Consider the following 19,696-nt stretch of genomic DNA (forward strand, 5'->3'; position numbering starts at 1 on the left):
GGATGACCCGGGGCGAACCCTCTGCGTACCTGATATCTGAATCGCCCTCTCCTTGCGCCCGCTGTACGCTGCGGGCGCAAAGCCAATGCGGCAGCGCGCGCATGCTAGGCTTGCCCCATGTTCCAGCCAAGCCAAGCCGACGTCCGCCGCTTCTTCTGCTCCGTGCACGCCAAGTCGAGCGCAGGCCAGCCCATGGAAGCCATCGAGACGCTGGCCATGCAATGGATTGCCGAGCATCCCGAATACCACGCCGACTTGGCCGACGCGGACGCCGCGCTCGCGCGCGACTACAGCGCACCCGACGCCCCGCCCGGGCGCGCCAACCCGTTTTTGCATCTGTCGATGCACCTGTCGATCAGCGAGCAGTGCAGCATCGACCAGCCGCGCGGCATCCGGCAGGCCGTGGAACTGCTGGCCGCGCGGCTCGACTCGCTGCACGACGCACACCACGCAGCCATGGAATGCCTGGGCCAGATGCTGTGGGAAAGCCAGCGCGCCGGCCGCCCGCCCAATGGCGACACCTACATCGCCTGTGTGCAGCGCCGCGCCACGCGGGACTGAGACCGCTTTTGCGATCTGAGCTGAAAGCCAGGTCGCGTGCCGCGAGCGCGCATTGACCCCGGCAATCCATGCGCACGCCCAGATCCGCGGCATGGCGCAGGAGTTTCGCCACCGCTTCTTCCGTCAGCCTGTCCGCCACAGCCTTGCTCGGAGGCGGCGCACTGGCGCTGGACTGCGCGGAGGCCGACGGCAGCATGCAGGCTTTGTCGGAATAGGTGGCCTGCCCTTTCGCATCGGTGCATTTGTACAGCCGCTGGGCAAGGGCCGCCGAACCGAGCGCGGCGGCAAGCAGGGCGAGCAGGAGAAGGCGAAACTGGCGAATGGGGATAGTCGGGCAGAGCGGCGGGCTGTGTTGTCCCAGAAAAAGCAAGCCCGCCGGACGGCGGGTCTGCAAGGATCAAGAATACCGCGCTGCGCGCCGGTCAGCGAAAGCCCGGCTCGGGCACCGTTTTCAGCCCGCCATCGAGCGTGCTCACATACCCGGCCAGGGTCTTCAATTCGGTGTTCGAGAACTGCCGGGCCACGCCGGCCATCACACCGTTGCTGCGGCCTACCTGCGGGTTCTTGTCGGTCTTGTAGGCCTTGAGCGCGACGTACAGGTAGTCGGCATGCTGGCCCGCGATCTTGGGGTACGACGGGTCCAGGGGCTTGGCGAAATTGTCGCCGTGGCAGGACACGCAGGCGCCCTTCTGCAGCAGACCGGCCACCTGCGCACTCGGCGCAGGCAGGGGGCCGGGCGCCGCCGCAGCGATGCCGTCGTCGTGGCCGCTGGCCTCGTAGTAGGCGGCCACGTCGGCGATGTCCTGGTCGGAGAGCGAGTCGGCGATACCGCGCATGGTGGGGTGCTTGCGGTCGCCCTTGCGGTAGGCATCGAGCGCGGAGACGATGTACTTCGCGCCCTGGCCCGAGATCTTGGGCACCTTGTAGACCTCGGGAAAGCTCGCCTGGTAGCCGGGAATGCCGTGGCAGCCGAGGCACATGGCGACCTTCTTCTCCCCCGCCTGAGCATCGCCTTTCGTTTCCTGGGCATGGAGCTGGACGGCCGCAAAAGCGACAGCCAGCGCGAATATCATGGTCAACTTTTTTTTCATTTTGCGCGCACAATCCTGCAGAGAAGTGGCCCTATGGTTGATGGAAATCAACAATTCATTATAGGGGCCGCGCCGCTTTCATCCATCCTGATTTGCACCAAGCCCGCCCATGAAATTCCAAGGCTCCCAGAACTATGTCGCCACCGCCGACCTGATGCTCGCCGTGAACGCCGCCATCGCCCTGCAGCGCCCGCTGCTCGTGAAGGGCGAGCCCGGCACCGGCAAGACCATGCTGGCCGAGGAAGTGGCTGCCGCGCTCGGCATGCCGCTGCTGCAGTGGCACATCAAGAGCACCACCAAGGCGCAGCAGGGCCTGTACGAATATGACGCGGTGAGCCGCCTGCGCGATTCGCAGTTGTCGGGCATCGAGGGCACGGACAAGGTGCGCGACATCCACAACTACATCGTGCGCGGCGTGCTGTGGCAGGCGTTCACGGCAGAGCAGCCAGTGGCGCTCTTGATCGACGAGATCGACAAGGCCGACATCGAGTTCCCCAATGACCTGCTGCGCGAACTCGACCGCATGGAGTTCTACTGCTACGAAACGCGCGAACTCATCAAGGCCAAGCACCGCCCGCTGGTATTCATCACGTCGAACAACGAGAAGGAACTGCCCGACGCCTTCCTGCGCCGCTGCTTCTTCCACTACATCAAGTTCCCCGACGCCGAGACGATGGGCAAGATCGTCGAGGTGCACTTCCCCGGCCTGAAGCGCGAGCTGCTGGCCGCGGCGATGAAGACCTTCTACGAGGTGCGCAACCTGCCGGGCCTGAAAAAGAAGCCTTCCACCAGCGAGCTGATCGACTGGTTAAAGCTGCTGGTGGCCGAGGACATCCCGCCCGAGGTGCTGCAGAGCAAGGACGAGAAGGTGGCCGTACCGCCGCTGGTGGGCGCGCTGCTCAAGAACGAGCAGGACACCTCGCTGTTCGAGCGGCTGGTGTTCATGAACCAGCGCAACCGCTAGGAACCGCTAGGAACCGCGCCATGGCTTTCGTCGAACCCGTCATCCTTTCGGCCCGCGGCGTGCGGCTCGAACCGCTGGCGCCGGGTCACGAAGCGGGCCTGCGCCACGCCGCCGCCGACGGCGCGCTGTGGACGCTGCGCATCACCTCCGTGCCCGAGCCCGAACAGACTCGCGCCTACATCGACACCGCGCTGCAGATGCGCGAGGCCGGCAGCCGCTTCGCCTTCGCCGTGGTCGAGGAAGACACTGGGCACGTGGTCGGCACCACCAGCTACCACGACATCGTGCCGGCCATCCGGCGCTTGGAGATCGGCTACACGTGGTACGCGCGGCGCTGCCAGCGCACGCACGTCAATACCACGGCCAAGCTGCTGCTGCTCATGCACGCCTTCGAGACGCTGGGCTGCGCCCTGGTGGGCTGGCGCACCGACAACTTCAACTTCGCCAGCCAGCGCGCCATCGAGCGCCTGGGCGCGAAGAAGGACGGCGTGCTGCGCCACCACGCCCTGCGCCGCGACGGCACGGTGCGCGACACGGTGATGTACAGCATGGCGGCCGGCGAATGGCCGGAAGCGCGCGCCCATTTGCTATACCTTTTGGAGCGCCAAGCCCAGGCGGAATAAGCGCTGGCGGCCAATTCTGCATAGAAAACCATGCTGATCGAATTTTTCTACACGCTGCGCGCGGCCAAGCTGCCGGTGTCGGTCAAGGAATACCTCGCGCTGCTGGAGGCGCTGCAGGCCGGCGTGGTCGGCCCGCTGTCCGCCGACGCCTGGAGCACGGAGGACTTCTACCACCTCTCCCGCACCGTGCTGGTGAAGGACGAGAAGCATTTCGACAAGTTCGACCGCGCCTTCGCGGCCTACTTCCAGGGCGTGGAACTGCTGGCCGACTTCCGCCGCGAAGTGCCGCTCGACTGGCTGCGCAAGACGCTGGAGCACGAGCTGACGCCCGAGCAGAAGGCCACCATCGAAAAGATGGGCTGGGACGAACTCATGGAAACGCTGAAGAAGCGCCTGGAGGAGCAGCAGGAGCGCCACGAGGGCGGCAGCCGCTGGATCGGCACCGGCGGCACCAGCCCCTTCGGCAACGGCGGCTACAACCCGCAGGGCGTGCGCATCGGCGGCGCGGGCAAGAACCGCAGCGCGGTGAAGGTGTGGGAGCAGCGCGCCTACAAGGACTACGACGACAGTCAGGAACTCGGCACGCGCAACATCAAGATGGCGCTGCGCCGGCTGCGCCGCTTCGCGCGCGAGGGGCTGGCCGAGGAGCTCGACCTGCAGGACACCATCCGCGCCACGGCGGCGAACGCGGGCTGGCTCGACATCAGGATGGTGCCCGAGCGCCACAACAACGTGAAGCTGCTGCTGCTCATGGACGTGGGCGGCACGATGGACGAGCATGTGCAGCGCGTGGAGGAGCTTTTCAGCGCGGTGAAGACCGAGTTCAAGCACCTGGAGTTCTTTTACTTCCACAACTGCGTCTACGACTTCATGTGGAAGAACAACCGCCGCCGCTACGCAGAGAAGTTCGAAACCTGGGACATCATCCGCAAGTACAACAAGGACTACAAGCTGGTGTTCGTGGGCGACGCCACCATGAGCCCCTACGAGATCCTGCAGCCCGGCGGCAGCGTGGAATACAACAACGAGGAAGCGGGCGCCGAATGGCTGCAGCGCCTGACGCACGCCTTCCCCCAATTCGCCTGGATCAACCCCGAGCCGCCGGGCGTCTGGCAGTACCGCCAGAGCATCGCGCTGGTGCAGGAACTGATGGGCCAGCGCATGTACCCTTTGACACTCAAAGGGCTCGAAGAAGCGATGCGCCTGCTGTCAAAATAGGAGCAATGCTCCGAACGCGCGCCGGACTTTTCCTCGCTCTTGCGGGCGCCTTGCTGCTGCCAGGGTGCAGCCTGCTGCCGCGGCAGGGCGCGGATGATGCCGCACAGCGCCGCGCAGTGCCCGCAGTTGTCGCCGCCCTCCCGGACGCCGACGCGTCCGGCACACCGCCCGCCGCGCAGCGGCCCGCCTTCACGCTGGAAGTGAACGCCCCCGACGCGGTGCGCGACTACCTCGCGCGCCATCTGGACCTGCAGCGCTACCGCATGCTTGGCGACCTGAGCGACGCCGAAGTCGCGCGCCTGCTGGGCGCCGCCGAGGGCAACGCGCGCGACCTGCTGGGCACGCTCGGCTACTTCGCGCCCACGCTGACGCTGGAGCTGCGCGACACCCCCGGCGGCGGCGCTCCCGCGCCGCGCGCGGTCACCATCACCGTCGAGCCCGGTCCGCGCACGCACATCGCCGAGGCGCACGTCGGCTTCGCCGGCCCCATCGCCGCCGATGGCGATGCAGCGGCCCAGCGCGCCGGCATCGAGAACGGCTGGGGCCTCAAGCCCGGCCAGCCCTTTACGCAATCGGCCTGGGACGACGCCAAGGCCGCCGGCCTGCGCGCCCTCACCGCGCGGCGCTATCCCGCGGGCCGGCTGGCGGGCAGCCAGGCGGCCATCGACGCCGATGCCGCCACCGCGCGGCTCGACGTGCAGTACGACTCGGGCCCGCTCTACCGCCTCGGCGGCGTGCAGGTGCGCGGCAGCGAGCGCTACGACCCGGTGATCGCGGAGCGCCTGGCGCGCCTGCAGCGCGGGGCCGCATACGACCAGGCTACGCTGCTCGAAGCGCAGGCGCGGCTGGCCGCGAGCGGCTACTACGACTCAGTGTTCCTCATGCTCGACACCGAGGCTCCCGACCCGCTGGCCGCCCCCGTCATCGCGCAGGTGCGCGACGCCAAGCTCCAGAAAGCCGTGTTCGGCGTGGGCGCGAGCACCGACAGCGGCCCGCGCCTGAGCCTGGACCACACCCACAACCAACTGCCGCTGATCGGCTGGCGCGCCGTGTCGCGCATCTCGCTGGACCGCAAGACGCGCCTGGCCAGCACCGCGTGGGACGCGCCGCCCGAGGAGAACGGCTGGCACTGGCTCACGTCGGCGCTGGTGCAGCGCGAGACCACCGGTAGCTACGACGTGAGCAGCGGGCGCCTGCGCGGCGGGCGCGGCAAGAGCGGCGACCACATCGACCGCACCTATTACCTGCAATACGACTATGCCAGCAACCAGGGCGCGGAGTCGTCGAGTCCGTCCGCCGCCGTGTCGGTCAACTACGGCTGGACGGGCCGGTACTTCGACAGCGCGCTCGAACCCACGCGCGGCATGGGCCTGGCGCTGAGCCTGGGTCTGGGCAGCACGCTGCACGCGCCCCGCGAGCCCTATACCCGCACCTATGCGCGCTGGCTCGGCTACCAGCCGCTGGGCAGCGCCGAGGCCGCGGGCGGCGAGGCGCGGCGCAGCCGCCTGGCCCTGCGCCTGGAAGGCGGCGCGGTTGTGGCGCGCAGCGCGGCGCCGGTGCCGTCCACGGAAATGTTTCTCACCGGCGGCGACACCACGGTGCGTGGCTACGGCTACAACCAGATCGGCGCCCGGGTGGATGGCGACCGAACCTTCGCGGGCCGCTACCTCGCGGTGGGCAGCGTCGAATGGCAGCGCCCCATCGTTCGCAACGGCGAGGCCACAGCGTTCGAGAGCACGGTTTTCGTCGACGCCGGCGCCGTCGCCAACAAGCCCCGTGACCTGCAGGCCAAGGTGGGCGTGGGCGCGGGCGTGCGCTGGCGCAGCCCCGTGGGCCCGATGCAGGCCGACCTGGCCTATGGCGTGGATGCCAGGCGACTGCGGCTGCACCTGCGCGTGGGGTTCGCTTTCTGATGGCCGGCACGCAGCCCCCCACTCCACGCCGCCGCGCGCTACGCCGGCTGGGCGCGGCCTGCGCGGCGCTCGCGCTGCTGCTGGCCGCCGCCGCAGCCGCGGGCTGGTGGTGGCTGGGCAGCGGCGCGTCGCTGGCCGTGGTGCTCGACCAGGTAGCGCGCCGCCTGCCCGCAGGGCAGACGCTGCAGATGCGCGAGGTCAGCGGCTCGGTGCGCGCGGGCGGGCGCATCGGCTGGCTGCGCTGGGACAGCCCCACGCTCGCGGTGGAGGCCAGCGGCATCGACGTGGCCTGGCGCCTGGCGCCGCTGCTGCGCCGCCGCGTGGAGCTGGGCAATGCCCACATCGCCGCCCTGCGCATCGCCCGCCGCGGCCCGGGCAGCACCGAGCCGGCCACGCCCATCGAATCGTTGCTGCTGCCGGTGGCCGTGGACCTGCCGTTTCGCGTGGACGACCTGCGCTGGGAAGGGCCGTCGGCGGTCGCCGCCACCCATCTTGCGGGCCGCTACCAGTACGAGTACGCGCAAACGCGGCACCTGCTGGCGCTCGACAGCGCGGCCATCGCCGGCGGCAGCTACAGCGGCCATGCGGCACTGCAAGGCGCAGCGCCCATGGCCCTCGACGCCGCCCTGCGGGGCCGGCTGCAGCCGCCGGTTCCCGAAGGCGTGGCACCGCTGCCTGTCGACCTGCAAGCCACGCTCCAGGGCAGCCTGGCCACCGCGTCGGCCCGGCTGCAGCTGGATGCGTGGGTGCGGCCCGCCCGCGGCGGCTCCGCAGACGCCATGCGCGCCGATGCGCAGGCCGAGATCGCCCCCTGGGCACCGCAGCCGCTGGTGCAGGCGGCAGCGAATCTGGCGGGCATCGATGCCGCGCGCCTGTGGCCCGGCGCGCCGGCCACGGAGTTGTCGGGTCGCGTGGCGGCGGCCCCGAATGCAGACGGCGCGGGCTGGGACATCCGAGCCGCGTTGCGCAACAGCCAGCCGGGCCCGTGGGACCTGCAGCGCCTGCCTGTCGAAGCGCTGGCGCTGCACGCCGCCTACGACGGCAGCGCCTGGACCATTCCCGAAGCCAGTGTGCATGCGGGCGGCGGCACGCTGCAGGCCGAGGGCCGCTGGAGCCCCTTGCAGCCTTGGGGCTTGCGCGCCACGCTGCAAGGCGTGAACCCCGCCGCCCTGCATACGCGGCTGGCGGCCGCGCCCGCCAGCGGCACCGTGCAGGCCACGCAGGAAGGCCCGGCCATCGCGTTCGGCATCGCGCTGCATGCGACCCCGGCACGCAAAGCCGATGGAAAGAACACCCGCCCTCCTCCGCCCGCGGTGCCCCCGCTGCGCATCGACGAGGTGGCCGCGCAGGGCACCTGGAACACCGCCGATGCCACGCTCGACCTGCGCACGCTGCGCATCGCCACCCAGCAAGCACGCCTGGAAGGTCGCCTGCGCGCGCGCACCCGCAGCCCCGGCGGGCAAGCCACGCTGGCGCTGACGGCGCCCGGCGGCGTGGCGCGTGTGGACGGGCAGATCGCCCCCGCAAGCGGTCAGGGCCGGTTCTCGCTGGACATCGCGGACGCGCGGCGCCTGCAGCAATGGGTGCAAGGGCTGCCCGGGCTGGCGGATGCCGGCGCGGGCCCGCAGGTGGACGGCACCGCGTCGGCGGAAGGCCGCTGGAATGGCGGCTGGCAATCCGTGGCCGCCCGGCTGCAGGGCACCGCGCCGGCAGCGGGCGGCGGCGAACTCGCATTGCAGGCCAGTGCCACAGTACCGCGCCTGCGGCTCGCGCAGAGCGGGGCGGCCCCCGTGCAGATCAACGACATGCGCCTGCAGGTGGACGGCACCGCGGCGCGCGCCACGTTAGAACTGCAGGGCACCGCCACCCAGGGCGAGCGCAGCGTTCAGCTTTCCACCCGCATCGCGGGCGGCCTGCCCCAGCCGCGCCAGGCGCGGGCCGAGATCGCGGCGCTGCAAGCCCGGCTGCGGGACGGCAGCCGTCCAGGCCCCTGGGCATTGCAACTCAATGCGCCCGTGGACATCGCGCTGGGCTGGGGCGGCACACCCGCCACCGGCGCACGGCGGCAGGCGACGCCGACACCCACCGTGGACCTGCAGGCCGGCGCGGGCGCGCTGTCACTCACCGGCCCCGTGCCCGGCACGGCACGCATCGCATGGGAACCGTTGCAATACACCCAGACCGGCCCTGCCGACCACCCGCGGCACCGCCTGCGCACGCAGGGCCGCATCGACCACCTGCCCATGGCCTGGGCCGAAGCGTTGGGCACCGCACCGGGCAGCGGCAGCCTGGCCGACATGGGCATCGAAGGCGACCTGGTGTTCGGCGGCACCTGGGACATCGACCTGGGCGACACCCTGCGCGCACAGATGCGCGTGGCGCGCGAAAGCGGCGACCTGCGTGTGCAGACGGCGGGCGCAGCGCCTGCGGACACGCGCATCGTGAGCAGCGGCCCGACCGGCGGCACGGCCAGCGTTGCCGCGCACGAGGGCATGGCCAGCGCCGGCATCCGCGAGGCGCAGATGAGCCTCGCCGCCCAAGGCGACGCGCTGGAAGCCCGGCTGGCATGGGTCAGTGATCGCATGGGCACGGTGCAGGCGCAGGCCCGCACGCGCCTGGCGCACGCGGGCGACGGCTGGCAGTGGCCCGCCGACGCACCGCTCGATGGACGCCTGCGCGCCCAACTGCCGGACGTGGGCGCCTGGTCGCTGCTGGCCCCGCCCGCATGGCGCGTGCAGGGCACGGTGGACGCCGACGTGCAGCTTTCGGGCAGCCGCGCGGCGCCGCGCTGGAACGGCAGCCTGGGCGCGGACGGCCTAGCCGTGCGCTCGGTGGTCGACGGAATCGAGTTACGCGACGGGCGCCTGCGCGCCACGCTCGGCGGCACGCGGCTCGACATCGCCGAATTCACGCTGCACGGCGGCACCGGCGCGGCCACGCGCATCAGCGGCTTCAGCGGCAGCCGCGCCACGGCAGGCGCGCTCGCGCGCGGCGATGGCGGCATGCTCACCGTGCGCGGCACGGCGCAGTGGGAACCGGCAGGCACGGGCGACCAGGGCATCCGCATGGACCTGCAGGCCCACGCCGACGCGCTGCGCGTGCTGGTGCGCACCGACCGGCAACTGGCGCTGTCGGGCGACCTGAGCGCCCGCATGGACCAGGGCCGCATCAGTGTGCGCGGCAAGCTGCGCACCGACCGCGCCGTCTTCATCCTGCCCGACGAGACGGCGCCCAGCCTGGGCAGCGACGTGGTGGTGCGCTCTGCCGCGCGCACGCGCGCCGAGCAGGCCCAGCGCGAGAAGAAGGACGGGCGGGCCGCCAGCAGCAGCCAGCCCGCCGCGCAGGCCCGCACCGCCCAGCCGCCCGACATCGACGTGGACTTCAACCTGGGCAACGATTTCGCGGTGCAGGGCCGCGGCCTCACGGCGCGCCTGGCGGGCGAAGTCAACATCCGCAGCACGGAAGGCCTGGCCGTGCCGCCGCGGCTGACCGGCGAGGTGCGCGTGGCCCAGGGCCAGTACCGCGCCTACGGGCAGCAACTCGACGTGGAAACGGGCCTGGTGCGCTTCAGCGGCGCCTACGACAACCCGGCGCTCGACATCCTGGCCATCCGCCCCAACATCACCCAGCGCGTCGGCGTGCAGGTGACCGGCACCGCGCTGGCGCCGCGCGTGCGGCTGTATGCCGACCCCGACCTGCCCGACTCGGAAAAACTCTCATGGGTGGTGCTGGGCCGCAGCACGGCCAATGGCGGCGCCGAGGCCGCCGTGCTGCAGCAGGCCGCACTAGCGCTGCTGAGCGGCAACGGCAGCCGCGGCGGCAACTTCGCCAGCCTGCTGGGGCTAGACGACATCGGCTTCAAGGACCCGGAATCCGGCGAGGACGCCAGCGCCGCCGCCCTCACCTTCGGCAAGCGCCTGTCGCGCGACCTGTACGTGACCTACGAGCGCGGCCTGGCCGGTGCGCTGGGCACGCTCTACATCTTCTACGACCTCTCGCGCCGCCTCACGCTGCGCGGCCAGGCCGGCGTGAAGAGCGCGGTGGACCTGATCTACACCTTCACCTACAACTGAGAGGGGCAGGCAGCGCATCGCCGCCATTTGCTATTGAAAAGTGAGCTGCCACCGCAGGTAGAATAAGCGCTGGGGCCCATTTTCATTCGAATTTCCGGCCACCGGTGCCGCGCCCTACAATCCCCAGCGCACGCCCTCCTCGTAGTTCAATGGATAGAACGAGTGCCTCCTAAGCGCTAGATACAGGTTCGATTCCTGTCGAGGGGACCATCTGGCGGCAATGCGCTCCGGCATCTCCGGCACGTCGTGCCGTGGAGGACAAGGCATCCCCGACGCGCTCCCATGCCCAGCGAAGAGGCAAAGTGGACACCGTCCTACAGCAAGACCCAGGCGCTTCGGCTATGTTGAATCCACCAATCCCCAGGAGATAGACAACATGCGCCGCTACAAGATTGCACCCGCACTCGGGACACTCATGCTCGCAATCAGCATGGTTGCATCCGCCCAGCCCGGGCCAGCACGCCACGAAGGCCCCATGGGGCATGGGAGGCCGCAAGACCGTCCGCACGCTCAGCCGCCGCGCGGCGCTTTCCCGCAGCCGAACCGCAGCATGGAGCATGGCGACCGTCCCGGCCCAGGCCCCGGTGCCATGGCCCAGCGCGGCACCGGCCCCGATTTCCGCTACCACAGGGGCGACCAGTTCCCCCGTGAATACCGAGGGCGGCAATATGTGGTCGACGACTGGCGCACCCACCACCTCAGCCAGCCGCCGCGCGGCTACCACTGGGTACAGTACGGCGGCGACTACCTGCTCATCGCCATCACCACGGGGGTCATCGCCTCCATCCTCCTGAACCAATAAGCCGCAAGCAAGCGGGCGGCAATATTTGTTTCGGAACTGCGCACAGAGCGGGACTGTCGCTGCCTACGATGCGAATGGCTCGAACATGGCCATCCAGCATCACGACTTCTTGGGCCGCTCCAGGCTTTCGAGCGCCTGCAGGTCGATCTGGCCCGCGATACCACGCAGATCCTGTATGCCGACACCGTTGCCTTCCACGCTGACGACCACGCCATTCTTCAGCGTGGCCTTGAATTCCGAGTAGCTTGCGTCCTTGCGGTATCTGTGGTGCAGCACCCTGCCGTTTTCGCTCCAGGTCTTCTCGACGCTGTCGGCGGTTTCGCGCTCGCCCTGCACCACGCCGCCGGCGGCCAGCGCCAGCCGGCCCATGGCACCCATGTCGGCGATCTCCACGTTCACCGTCTTGTCACCCACGCCATATTCAGCCTTGGCCTGGCTGCTACCGATGCCCATGGCCGCTGGCCGCGCCTTGCTGCGCCTCGATCGCCGTGCGCGCGAAGCCGCTCAATTGCGCGGGCAGCGCGGCTTTCAGGATGTCGGCGGGAATGGGAGCACCGTCGCCGCCCCCCATCGCGCCCATGGCGGCGGCTGCGACACTGCCGGCTACCGCCGTCGCGGCACCCACATCACCACCCGGCTGCTGCGCCCGCTCCATGGCCTGGGCCGCCGCCGCCATCTTCTTGCCCGCAGCTTCAAGCGCCGCGGCGTCGATCTTCACCTGGCCCGAGGGCGTATGCATGGTAATGGAAGCCGGCGATGAATCCACCGCGCCGTAGCCGAGCGCCATCGAGCGCGACGTGAACACCGAGGCGACAGCGCCGATCACGATGCCCACCACCACCGCAGCCACGATGACCACTGCCGTGTAGGCAACCGACTTCTCCTGCGGGCTTTTCATGAGCACGGGCAGGCCGGTGTAGACGAGGTAGATCGAGTACAGCGCCGCCAGCAGGCCCAGGATGGACAGCGCGGGAACCAGGCTGAACACGCCGCCCACCAGCGCCGCGGTGCTGCCGTAGACCGCCACCTTGAGCGCCTGGAGGCTGTTCTTGGTGCCGCCGAACGTGGGCGCCAGCGCGTCGATGATGAGCGCCAGCACGTAGATGCCGGCCAGCGACAGTACGTACGAGACGACCATGTTGGCCAGCCCGGCCGCGATGGGCACGCGGATCGACACGCCGAAGCCACCGAAGCCGATCAGCGACATGCCGATGAAGCCGCAGACCGCAGGGATGGCAGCCAGGATGGCTAGGTAGCCGCTGTACAGCCCCGCTGCGGTGGCCGACTCGGCGTCGATGATGGGCCAGGTGTCCTTGGGCTTGAGCAGGATGCTCTTGGCACGCTCAACGATGTTCATGGGTTTCCTTTCAAAAGAAAAACACGCCTGCTCCGCAAGGTGCTCTTGCGCCAGATGCACGCGGCCCGCGCACCATACTGCAAACCCGTGGATTTGACGACCCTTAGCCATGTGGGACAACCCGCCCGGGCGTGCATTTTTGCGCGCTTGGCGAGCCGTGCACGAACCCGTCATCGTGTGGTCATGCTGCGACGCAAAAAATGGCACATCGCCCTCATATCTTCCCCGCACGGCATGTCACAAATAGACCTTCTCTACAACTCGCTTGCCGCCGGCGCTGCGGACCAGCAGGCCGGCCATGCGCACCTGCTGACGCGGGCCGAGCAACTGTGCGTGGCACAGGAGTCGATCACTCCTGAACATTCCAACGAACAGGTGCACACGCTTTTCGCCCGCAACGAGGCGCTGGAAACAGTGGCGGTCAACGAATCGGGCGTGCCGATCGGCCTGATCAACCGCCACCAGTTCATGGAACAGTACGCGCGGCCCTTCGGGCGCGACGTGTTCGGGCGCAAGAGCTGCATCGCGTTCATGGACAAGTCCCCGGTGGTGGTGGACGCTGCCACGCCGATCGAGACGCTGGTGAAAGTTGCCGTGGAGGCGGGTGCACGGGTGCTGCGCGACGGCTTCATCGCCACGTCCAATGGCCGTTACGTCGGCATGGGCACGGGCTACGCACTGATGAAGGCGATGTCGGACATCGAGACCGAAAAAACGCGCCAGTTGCTGGCGAGCATCGCCTACGCCAGCCTGATCCAGCGCTCGCACCTCGCAGAGTCGGACCGCGACCTGCGCGGCGCGCTGCCCGATCACGGCTTGGTATGGGAGCCGCGCGACGTGGTGGGTGGCGATGCCTACTTCTTCCGCGAGACGCCGCAAGGCCTGCTGGGCTGCCTGTTCGACTGCACGGGGCATGGCGTGCCGGGAGCCTTCATGACGCTGATCGTGCTGTCGTTCCTGGAACAGTTCACCGCCGCCCACACGCAGGCGCAGCCCGGCGAAGTGTTGACGCAGATGAACATCTATCTCAAGCGGGTGCTGCAGCAGCGGGCCGATGGCGCCACGGCGGACCACAAGGACGCCAACGACGGGCTCGACGCGGCCATCTTCCTGCTCTCGCCCGACCGTGGCAGCATGCGTTTTGCCAGCGCCAAGCTGTCGCTCTTCATCGCCCGGCCCGGCGATGACGCGATCCAGGTGGCCGAGGGCGACAAGGCCGGCATAGGCTACAGTGATACCGCCGATGACCAAGTCTGGGCCACCCATGCATTGCAGCTCGCGCCGGGCAGCATGGTCATGGTCTGCACCGATGGCGTGATCGACCAGATCGGCGGTGCCAAGCAGATCGCGCACGGCAAGCGCCGCCTAGTGCAGTTCATGGCAGAGCACCGGGCACACGGCGCTGCAGCGCTATGTCAGGCGTTCACCAGCGCGTTCTCCGAATGGCAGGGCGAGCAGCGCCGCCGCGACGACGTATCCCTGCTGGCATTCACCGCACAGCCCCTATGAACGACACGCTACCCGGCATGCCGTTCACGGACGAGGACGCGATCTTCTTCTGCCGCGGCGAGTTCAGCGCGCCCATCATCGCCGCCGCTGCCGAATCGCTCAAAGCCCGGCTGGAGGCCGAAGGCGTTTCGGGCGCGGCGCGGCGCCGGCTGTTCTCCACCTTCGTGGAAATGGCGCAGAACGTACTCCACTACGCAGCCGAAGTACCGCTGCCCCATGGCGCACCGGGCAAGACCGGCGCCATCGCCATCACACGGACCCCGGCGTACTACGCGATCGACTGCGTCAACCATGTACGGTCGGACTTCGTGCCGCGACTGAGTGCCAAGCTCGACGCGCTGCGACAGATGAGCCTGGAAGACATCAAGCGCTCCTACCGCATGCAACTGCACAACATCGACCACGCCGACGACGACCCCATCAGCCGCGGCGCCGGCCTGGGGCTGCTGACCATCGCGCGCGACAGCACGCAGCCGCTGGAATATGCGTTCTCCCCTTGCGGAGATGCGCATACGCCGGACGTCCTGCTGTTTCGCATGCGCGCCTGCATCTAGGACGTTTCATTTCTCATTCCACCCGTACCGGAGGCCCATTCATGCAAGACCTGAGAGCCGAGCGCACCACCGTCACGCCCGAGGTGCTGTTCGCCCCTACCGAGCGCAGGCTCGTAATGCAGGGCGAGTGCTACCCCGAAAACCCATTGCCATTCTTCAACCCGATCCTCGCCGCTCTGCGGCAGTATTTCGAGGTCCAGAAACCCAGCAGCTTCGCGGCCGAGATGCGCCTGCAATACGTCAACAGCGCATCCACCATGGGCCTGCGTTCGCTATTCGCACTGCTCGATGAGGCGGGTGAACAGGGCGCGGATGTACGCGTGCTGTGGGCCTACGACGCCGAGGATGACGCCATCGAGGAGCTGGGTATCGACCTCGTGGAAGACTTCCACAACCTGCAACTCGAACGCCAGCCCTACGAGTCCTGAGCGTCCAGCAGGCGCGCGACCCCGGCTTGCAAGTCCTGCGCCCATTGCCGCCGGTCGCGTCCGGCGGCGCGTTGCGGCTCGCCGAAGCTGACGACCGCCACCAGCGGGGGCGCGCACAAGGTGCGCCATACCGAGCCGATCAGCCAGTCATCCCCCACGTAGCGCGGCGCGAACGACTGCGCGCCCGACGCCTTGTCGATGAAGCGCAGCGCCACGGGCTGCACTGGGACATCGGCGACGATGGCAGCCTGCAGCAGGTTTGCGTGGAAGGAAAGCAAGGCGCGACCATCGCCCGTCGTGCCTTCGGGAAACACGGCCAGCACGTCGCCCGCGCGCAGGCTATGCGCCATGCCATGCACCACGCGCATGGCGTCGCGCCGGGATTCGCGCTCGATGTAGAGCGAGCCGGCAGCGTTGGCCAGTGTGCGGATCACGGGCCAGCGGGCCACGTCGGCCTTGGAGACAAAGCGGCAGTACCGTGCCGCATGCATGACGGGAATGTCGAGCCACGAGATGTGGTTGGCCGCCAGCAGCATTGGCCCGCGCAGCGGCGGCTGGCCGCGCACCGCCAGCGAAATGCCCATGCAAGGCAGCAACGCCAGCGCCCATGCCTGTACGCGCGCCTGGCGCTGCTCCAGCGGCATACGCTGAAACCGCAGCGCAATGGTGCCGATGCCGCAGCCGACATGCCAGACGATGCGCACCAAGCGCCAGCAGGCGATGGCGTAACGCATCTGTTGCAGCGCCCCCGCTCTGTGCTCAGCCACGCTGGAACGCAAGCTGGCCGCCGACCCAGGTGTAGCGCACCCGGCCAGGCAACTCGTAGCCCGCGTAGGGCGTGTACTTGCCCTGGCTGGCCAGGGCATCGGCGTTGACCGTCCATGCTGCAGCCGGGTCGAACACGCAAAGATCGGCCACGCCGCCCTCGACGATGCGCCCCACGCTGGCCTGCAGCGTGCCGAGCGCATTTCCCAGCACGCGGGCCGGCTCGGCACTGACGACCGCAAGCGCGCGCGCCAGCGGCACGTTGCCGTCGCGCGACCATTTCAGCGCCAAACTCAGCAGCAGTTCCAGGCCGGTGGCACCGGGCTCGGCCTCGGCGAAAGGCAGCATCTTGGCATCTTCGTCAACGGGTGCGTGGTCGGACACCAGCGCGTCGATGGTGCCATCGGCCAGACCCGCGCCGATGGCGTCGCGGTCGCGCTGTTGGCGCAGTGGGGGTGACAGGCGCGCACGGCTGTCGAAATAGCCGATGTCGGTGTCGGCCAGATGCAGCGAGTTGATGTTCACGTCACAGGTCACGGGCAGGCCCTGCGCCTTGGCCTGGCGCACCAGTTCCACGCCGGCGGCGCTGGACAGGCGGCACAGGTGCACGCGCGCGCCGGTCATCTTCTGCACTTCGAAGATGGTGTGCAGGGCGATGGTTTCCGCCGCCACGGGAACGCCCGACAGTCCCAGCCGCGTAGCCAGCGCGCCGCTGGCCGCGACGCCCTGGCCCAGGTAAGGGTCCAGCGGCCTGAGCCACACCGTATAGCCGAAGGTGGCCGCGTACTGCAGCGCGCGCTGCATCACCTGCGTGTTCATGAGCGGCACGTCGGCCTGGCCGAAGCCGATGCAGCCGGCTTCGGTCAGCTCGGCCATCTCGGTCAGCACTTCGCCCGCCAGGTCACGCGTCAGCGCGCCCAGGGGGAAGAGCCGGGCCTCGTGCAGTTTTTCGGCGCGGAACTTGAGCATTTCCACCAAACCCGGCTCGTCGAGCACGGGGTCGGTGTCGGGCAGGCAGACGAGGCTGGTGACACCGCCGGCGACTGCGGCATGCATCTCGGATTCGAGCATGCCTTCATGCTCGTGGCCGGGCTCGCGCAGGCGCGAAGCCAGATCCACCAAGCCTGGCACGACGATACAGCCCGTCGCATCCACGGTCTTGCTGGGGGCAAAACCCTCGGGCACATGGCCGATGCCGATGATGCGCCCCGCAGCGATGGCGATGTCGCACACGCCGTTGCGGCCCGATGCCGGGTCGATGACGCGGCCGTTCTGGATCAGAGTCTTCATGCTGTTGCCACCCTTGCCGTCACGCCTCGTTGCCCGCCACGATGGACATCACGGCCATGCGCACCGCGATGCCGAACGTGACCTGGGGCAGGATCACGCTCTGCTTGCCGTCAACCACGGTGGAATCGATCTCCACCCCGCGGTTGATCGGCCCGGGATGCATGACGATGGCATCGGGCTTGGCCCAGCGCAGCTTCTCAGGGGTGAGGCCGAAGCTCTTGAAGAACTCCTGGCTCGACGGCAGCAGCGCACCGCTCATGCGCTCGTTCTGCAGGCGCAGGGTGATGACCACATCGCAGTCCCTGATGCCCTCCTCCAGCGTGTGGAACACACGCACGCCCATCGCGGCCAGATCCGCGGGCACGAGCGTCTTGGGGCCGACCACGCGCACCTCGGCGCAGCCCAGCGTGGTGAGGGCATGGATGTCGGAGCGCGCAACGCGCGAATGCAGCACATCGCCCACGATGGCGACGGTGAGATTGCTGAAGTCCCGCTTGTAGTGGCGGATCGTGTACATGTCCAACAACCCCTGCGTGGGGTGGGCATGGCGGCCATCGCCGGCGTTGACCACGTGCACGTGCGGCGCGACGTGCTGGGCGATCAGGTAAGGGGCACCCGACTCACTGTGGCGCACCACGAAGATGTCTGCGGCCATGGCCGAGAGGTTGGCGATGGTGTCGAGCAGCGTTTCCCCCTTGGCCGTCGAGGAACGCGCGATGTCGAGGTTGATGACATCGGCGGACAGGCGCTTGGCCGCGATCTCGAAGGTCGTGCGGGTGCGCGTGGAGTTCTCGAAGAACAGGTTGAAGACGCTCTTGCCGCGCAGCAACGGTACTTTCTTGACCTCGCGGTCGTTCACGCTCACGAAGTTCGCCGCGGTGTCGAGGATGTGCGTGATGGTGTCGCGCGGCAGGCCCTCGGTGGAGAGCAGATGGATCAGCTCGCCGTTCCCGTTGAGCTGGGGGTTGTGCCGCTGGCGCATGCTCATTGGCCCTCCACACGGAAGCTGAAACTGCCACCCGCGTCGCGGGCCAGCGCCAGTTGTTGTGCCGCAGGCAGGGCCACGCGCGCGGCGGCGAAGTCCGCAGCCACGGGCAGTTCGCGCCCGCCCCGGTCCACCAGCACGGCCAGGCGCACGCTGGCGGGGCGCCCGAAATCGAACAGTTCGTTGAGTACCGCCCGGATGGTGCGCCCGGTATAGAGCACGTCGTCGAGCAGCAGGATGTCGGCGCCATTCACATCGAACGACAGGCGGGTCTGCGCAGCGACCGCCATGCCGCGCTGGGCAAAGTCGTCGCGGTGCAGGGCCGACGACAGGATGCCGGGTGCGTCCTGCAAGCCCAGGTCCTGGCGCAGGCGCTCGGCCAGCCATGCACCGCCCGATGCGATGCCGGCCAGCCGCGTCCCGGCGGACAGCATGGGCCGCACGCCGCGCAGCAGTTCGCGGTACAGCGCTTCCGCGTCCAGCACCAGACTGCTGGCGCGGGCAGCCGGGGGGGTGTTCATGCAAGACTCCTCAAAAACTGCTCCAGGATGATGCAGGCCGATGCGGCGTCGGCATCCTGCGCGCCGGCGGCCAGGGCCTCGGTGGTGCTGTAGCGCTCGTCGACCTCGAAAACCGGCAGACCGAAGCGCCCTTGCAACTGGCGCGCGAAACGGCGCGCACGGCGCGTGTTGTCGTGGCTTGCACCGTCGGGATGGAAGGGAATGCCCACGACAAGCGCATCGGGCTGCCATTCGCGGATTCGGACTGCGACCTGCGCGAGACGCTGGTCACCTTCGGCCCGGATGGTGGGCTGCGGCGTGGCAGCGCCCAGCAGCCTGCTGCCCATGGCCACGCCCGTGCGCTTCAGGCCGAAATCGAAAGCCAGAAAAGATTGAAGGTGCGCGGGAGGGGATGACTGGAAGGTCTCCGTGCTCATGCACGCCCCGCCGCCGGAGACAGCGTCCAGGCCTGCAGGCCCAGCAGCGACAGCGCGCGGTCGTAGCGCTGGCCAACGGGCGTGTCGAAGATCACAGTCGGGTCGGCGCCCACGGTCAGCCAGCTATTTTCAGCCAGTTCGGTTTCAAGCTGCCCCTCACCCCATGCGGCGTATCCGAGGGTGATGAGCACGCGGCGCGGCCCGGCGCCTGTGGACAGCGCCTCCAACACGTCCTTGGAAGTGGTCATTTCGAGGCCGCCCGGGATGGTCATGGTGGAAGCGTAGGCGGATTCGTCCGCCGCCGCATTCTCGCCCTCCACGGGCATCGGCTCGTGCAGGACGAAACCACGCTCGGTTTGCACCGGGCCGCCCCGGAAAACAGGCACTTCGGTCAAATCCTTGCGACGCAGCGACAGATCGACCTTGTCGAAGAGATTTTTCAGGTTGATGTCGCTGGGCTTGTTGATGACAAGACCCAGCGCACCGCGCTCGCTGTGCTCGCAAAGGTACACGACGCTGCGGGCAAAGGCTTCGTCCTCCAGCCCGGGCATCGCGATCAGGAAGTGATTCGTTAGGTTGATGGGGGCAGAGTCGGCGACCATTGCGCCATTTTAGCGGCGATCGCA

The 19,696-nt window shown here is 68.8% G+C and carries 19 protein-coding genes, 1 tRNA gene and 1 pseudogene; 11 read left to right on the forward strand and 10 right to left on the reverse strand.

The features are described from left to right. The first annotated feature begins 117 nt into the window (after positions 1–117). Positions 118–561: a DUF1841 family protein gene (locus PY257_RS06485; protein WP_275740086.1), complete on the forward strand. Its 444-nt coding sequence runs from the start codon at positions 118–120 to the stop codon at positions 559–561. Between the two features lie 151 nt (positions 562–712). On the opposite strand, the pseudogene PY257_RS16325 reads toward PY257_RS06485, so the two are convergent. Continuing rightward, positions 713–955, reverse strand: a pseudogene (locus PY257_RS16325) (DUF4124 domain-containing protein); the annotation flags it as partial. Positions 956–983: 28 nt separating this feature from the next. Beyond that, positions 984–1,652, reverse strand: a complete 669-nt coding sequence (locus PY257_RS06490; RefSeq protein ID WP_275740088.1) for a c-type cytochrome — start codon at positions 1,650–1,652, stop codon at positions 984–986. Between the two features lie 109 nt (positions 1,653–1,761). On the opposite strand from PY257_RS06490, the gene PY257_RS06495 reads away from it, so the two are divergent. From PY257_RS06495 to PY257_RS16270, 7 genes are all read left to right on the forward strand, one after another. Further along, positions 1,762–2,616 (forward strand): AAA family ATPase, encoded by an 855-nt coding sequence (locus PY257_RS06495; RefSeq protein WP_275740090.1) that lies wholly within the window; start codon positions 1,762–1,764, stop codon positions 2,614–2,616. A 20-nt stretch (positions 2,617–2,636) separates the two neighbouring features. Continuing rightward, positions 2,637–3,239 carry a GNAT family N-acetyltransferase gene (locus PY257_RS06500; protein WP_275740092.1) on the forward strand — a complete coding sequence of 201 codons (603 nt, stop codon included), beginning with the start codon at positions 2,637–2,639 and terminating at the stop codon, positions 3,237–3,239. A 30-nt stretch (positions 3,240–3,269) separates the two neighbouring features. Beyond that, complete coding sequence (locus PY257_RS06505) at positions 3,270–4,457, forward strand: vWA domain-containing protein (RefSeq protein ID WP_275740094.1); 1,188 nt, start codon at positions 3,270–3,272, stop codon at positions 4,455–4,457. Between the two features lie 5 nt (positions 4,458–4,462). Next, the gene (locus PY257_RS06510; protein WP_275740096.1) at positions 4,463–6,370 is read left to right on the forward strand and encodes an autotransporter assembly complex protein TamA; all 1,908 of its coding nucleotides are present in this window, start codon (positions 4,463–4,465) and stop codon (positions 6,368–6,370) included. Further along, entirely contained in the window at positions 6,370–10,443 is a 4,074-nt protein-coding gene (locus PY257_RS06515; RefSeq protein WP_275740098.1) for a translocation/assembly module TamB domain-containing protein, read from the forward strand. The genes PY257_RS06510 and PY257_RS06515 overlap by 1 nt, the downstream gene beginning before the upstream one ends. Before the next feature lie 135 nt (positions 10,444–10,578). Continuing rightward, a tRNA-Arg gene (locus PY257_RS06520) sits at positions 10,579–10,653 on the forward strand. Between the two features lie 340 nt (positions 10,654–10,993). Next, complete coding sequence (locus PY257_RS16270) at positions 10,994–11,245, forward strand: RcnB family protein (protein WP_345799237.1); 252 nt, start codon at positions 10,994–10,996, stop codon at positions 11,243–11,245. A gap of 99 nt (positions 11,246–11,344) precedes the next feature. On the opposite strand, the gene PY257_RS06530 is transcribed toward PY257_RS16270, so the two are convergent. Further along, positions 11,345–11,698, reverse strand: coding sequence for a hypothetical protein (locus tag PY257_RS06530; protein ID WP_275740124.1), 354 nt, complete (start codon positions 11,696–11,698; stop codon positions 11,345–11,347). Beyond that, the gene (locus tag PY257_RS06535) at positions 11,685–12,602 is read right to left on the reverse strand and encodes a Yip1 family protein (protein ID WP_275740126.1); all 918 of its coding nucleotides are present in this window, start codon (positions 12,600–12,602) and stop codon (positions 11,685–11,687) included. Before PY257_RS06535 ends, PY257_RS06530 begins: the two co-directional genes overlap by 14 nt. Positions 12,603–12,836: 234 nt before the next feature. Between PY257_RS06535 and PY257_RS06540 the strand changes: the two genes are divergently transcribed. From PY257_RS06540 to PY257_RS06550, 3 genes are read left to right on the forward strand one after another with little or no spacing between them, the layout of a single operon-like run. Continuing rightward, positions 12,837–14,111, forward strand: coding sequence for a SpoIIE family protein phosphatase (locus PY257_RS06540; protein ID WP_275740127.1), 1,275 nt, complete (start codon positions 12,837–12,839; stop codon positions 14,109–14,111). Further along, complete coding sequence (locus PY257_RS06545; protein ID WP_275740129.1) at positions 14,108–14,665, forward strand: SiaB family protein kinase; 558 nt, start codon at positions 14,108–14,110, stop codon at positions 14,663–14,665. The genes PY257_RS06540 and PY257_RS06545 overlap by 4 nt, the downstream gene beginning before the upstream one ends. A 41-nt stretch (positions 14,666–14,706) precedes the next feature. Further along, positions 14,707–15,093, forward strand: a complete 387-nt coding sequence (locus PY257_RS06550) for a DUF1987 domain-containing protein (protein ID WP_275740131.1) — start codon at positions 14,707–14,709, stop codon at positions 15,091–15,093. Here PY257_RS06550 and PY257_RS06555 read toward each other — a convergent pair. Genes PY257_RS06555 through PY257_RS06580 form a run of 6 tightly spaced genes read right to left on the reverse strand, consistent with a single transcriptional unit; the run spans position 15,081 to position 19,672 of the window. Beyond that, entirely contained in the window at positions 15,081–15,827 is a 747-nt protein-coding gene (locus tag PY257_RS06555) for a lysophospholipid acyltransferase family protein (RefSeq protein WP_275740219.1), read from the reverse strand. The two genes, PY257_RS06550 and PY257_RS06555, sit on opposite strands and share 13 nt — an antisense overlap. A 25-nt stretch (positions 15,828–15,852) precedes the next feature. Further along, on the reverse strand, positions 15,853–17,148 hold the full coding sequence (locus tag PY257_RS06560; protein ID WP_275740133.1) for a dihydroorotase: 1,296 nt from the start codon (positions 17,146–17,148) through the stop codon (positions 15,853–15,855). Between the two features lie 19 nt (positions 17,149–17,167). Continuing rightward, entirely contained in the window at positions 17,168–18,130 is a 963-nt protein-coding gene (locus PY257_RS06565; protein ID WP_275740221.1) for an aspartate carbamoyltransferase catalytic subunit, read from the reverse strand. Between the two features lie 2 nt (positions 18,131–18,132). Beyond that, positions 18,133–18,654, reverse strand: coding sequence for a bifunctional pyr operon transcriptional regulator/uracil phosphoribosyltransferase PyrR (pyrR, locus tag PY257_RS06570; protein ID WP_275740136.1), 522 nt, complete (start codon positions 18,652–18,654; stop codon positions 18,133–18,135). Next, positions 18,651–19,070 (reverse strand): Holliday junction resolvase RuvX, encoded by a 420-nt coding sequence (gene ruvX / locus PY257_RS06575; protein ID WP_275740138.1) that lies wholly within the window; start codon positions 19,068–19,070, stop codon positions 18,651–18,653. The genes pyrR and ruvX overlap by 4 nt, the downstream gene beginning before the upstream one ends. Further along, positions 19,067–19,672 carry a YqgE/AlgH family protein gene (locus tag PY257_RS06580; RefSeq protein ID WP_275740140.1) on the reverse strand — a complete coding sequence of 202 codons (606 nt, stop codon included), beginning with the start codon at positions 19,670–19,672 and terminating at the stop codon, positions 19,067–19,069. Before PY257_RS06580 ends, ruvX begins: the two co-directional genes overlap by 4 nt. Positions 19,673–19,696 lie beyond the last annotated feature (24 nt).

The sequence above is a fragment of the Curvibacter soli genome, assembly GCF_029211125.1.
GTDB classification, from domain to species: Bacteria; Pseudomonadota; Gammaproteobacteria; order Burkholderiales; family Burkholderiaceae_C; genus Curvibacter_A; species Curvibacter_A soli.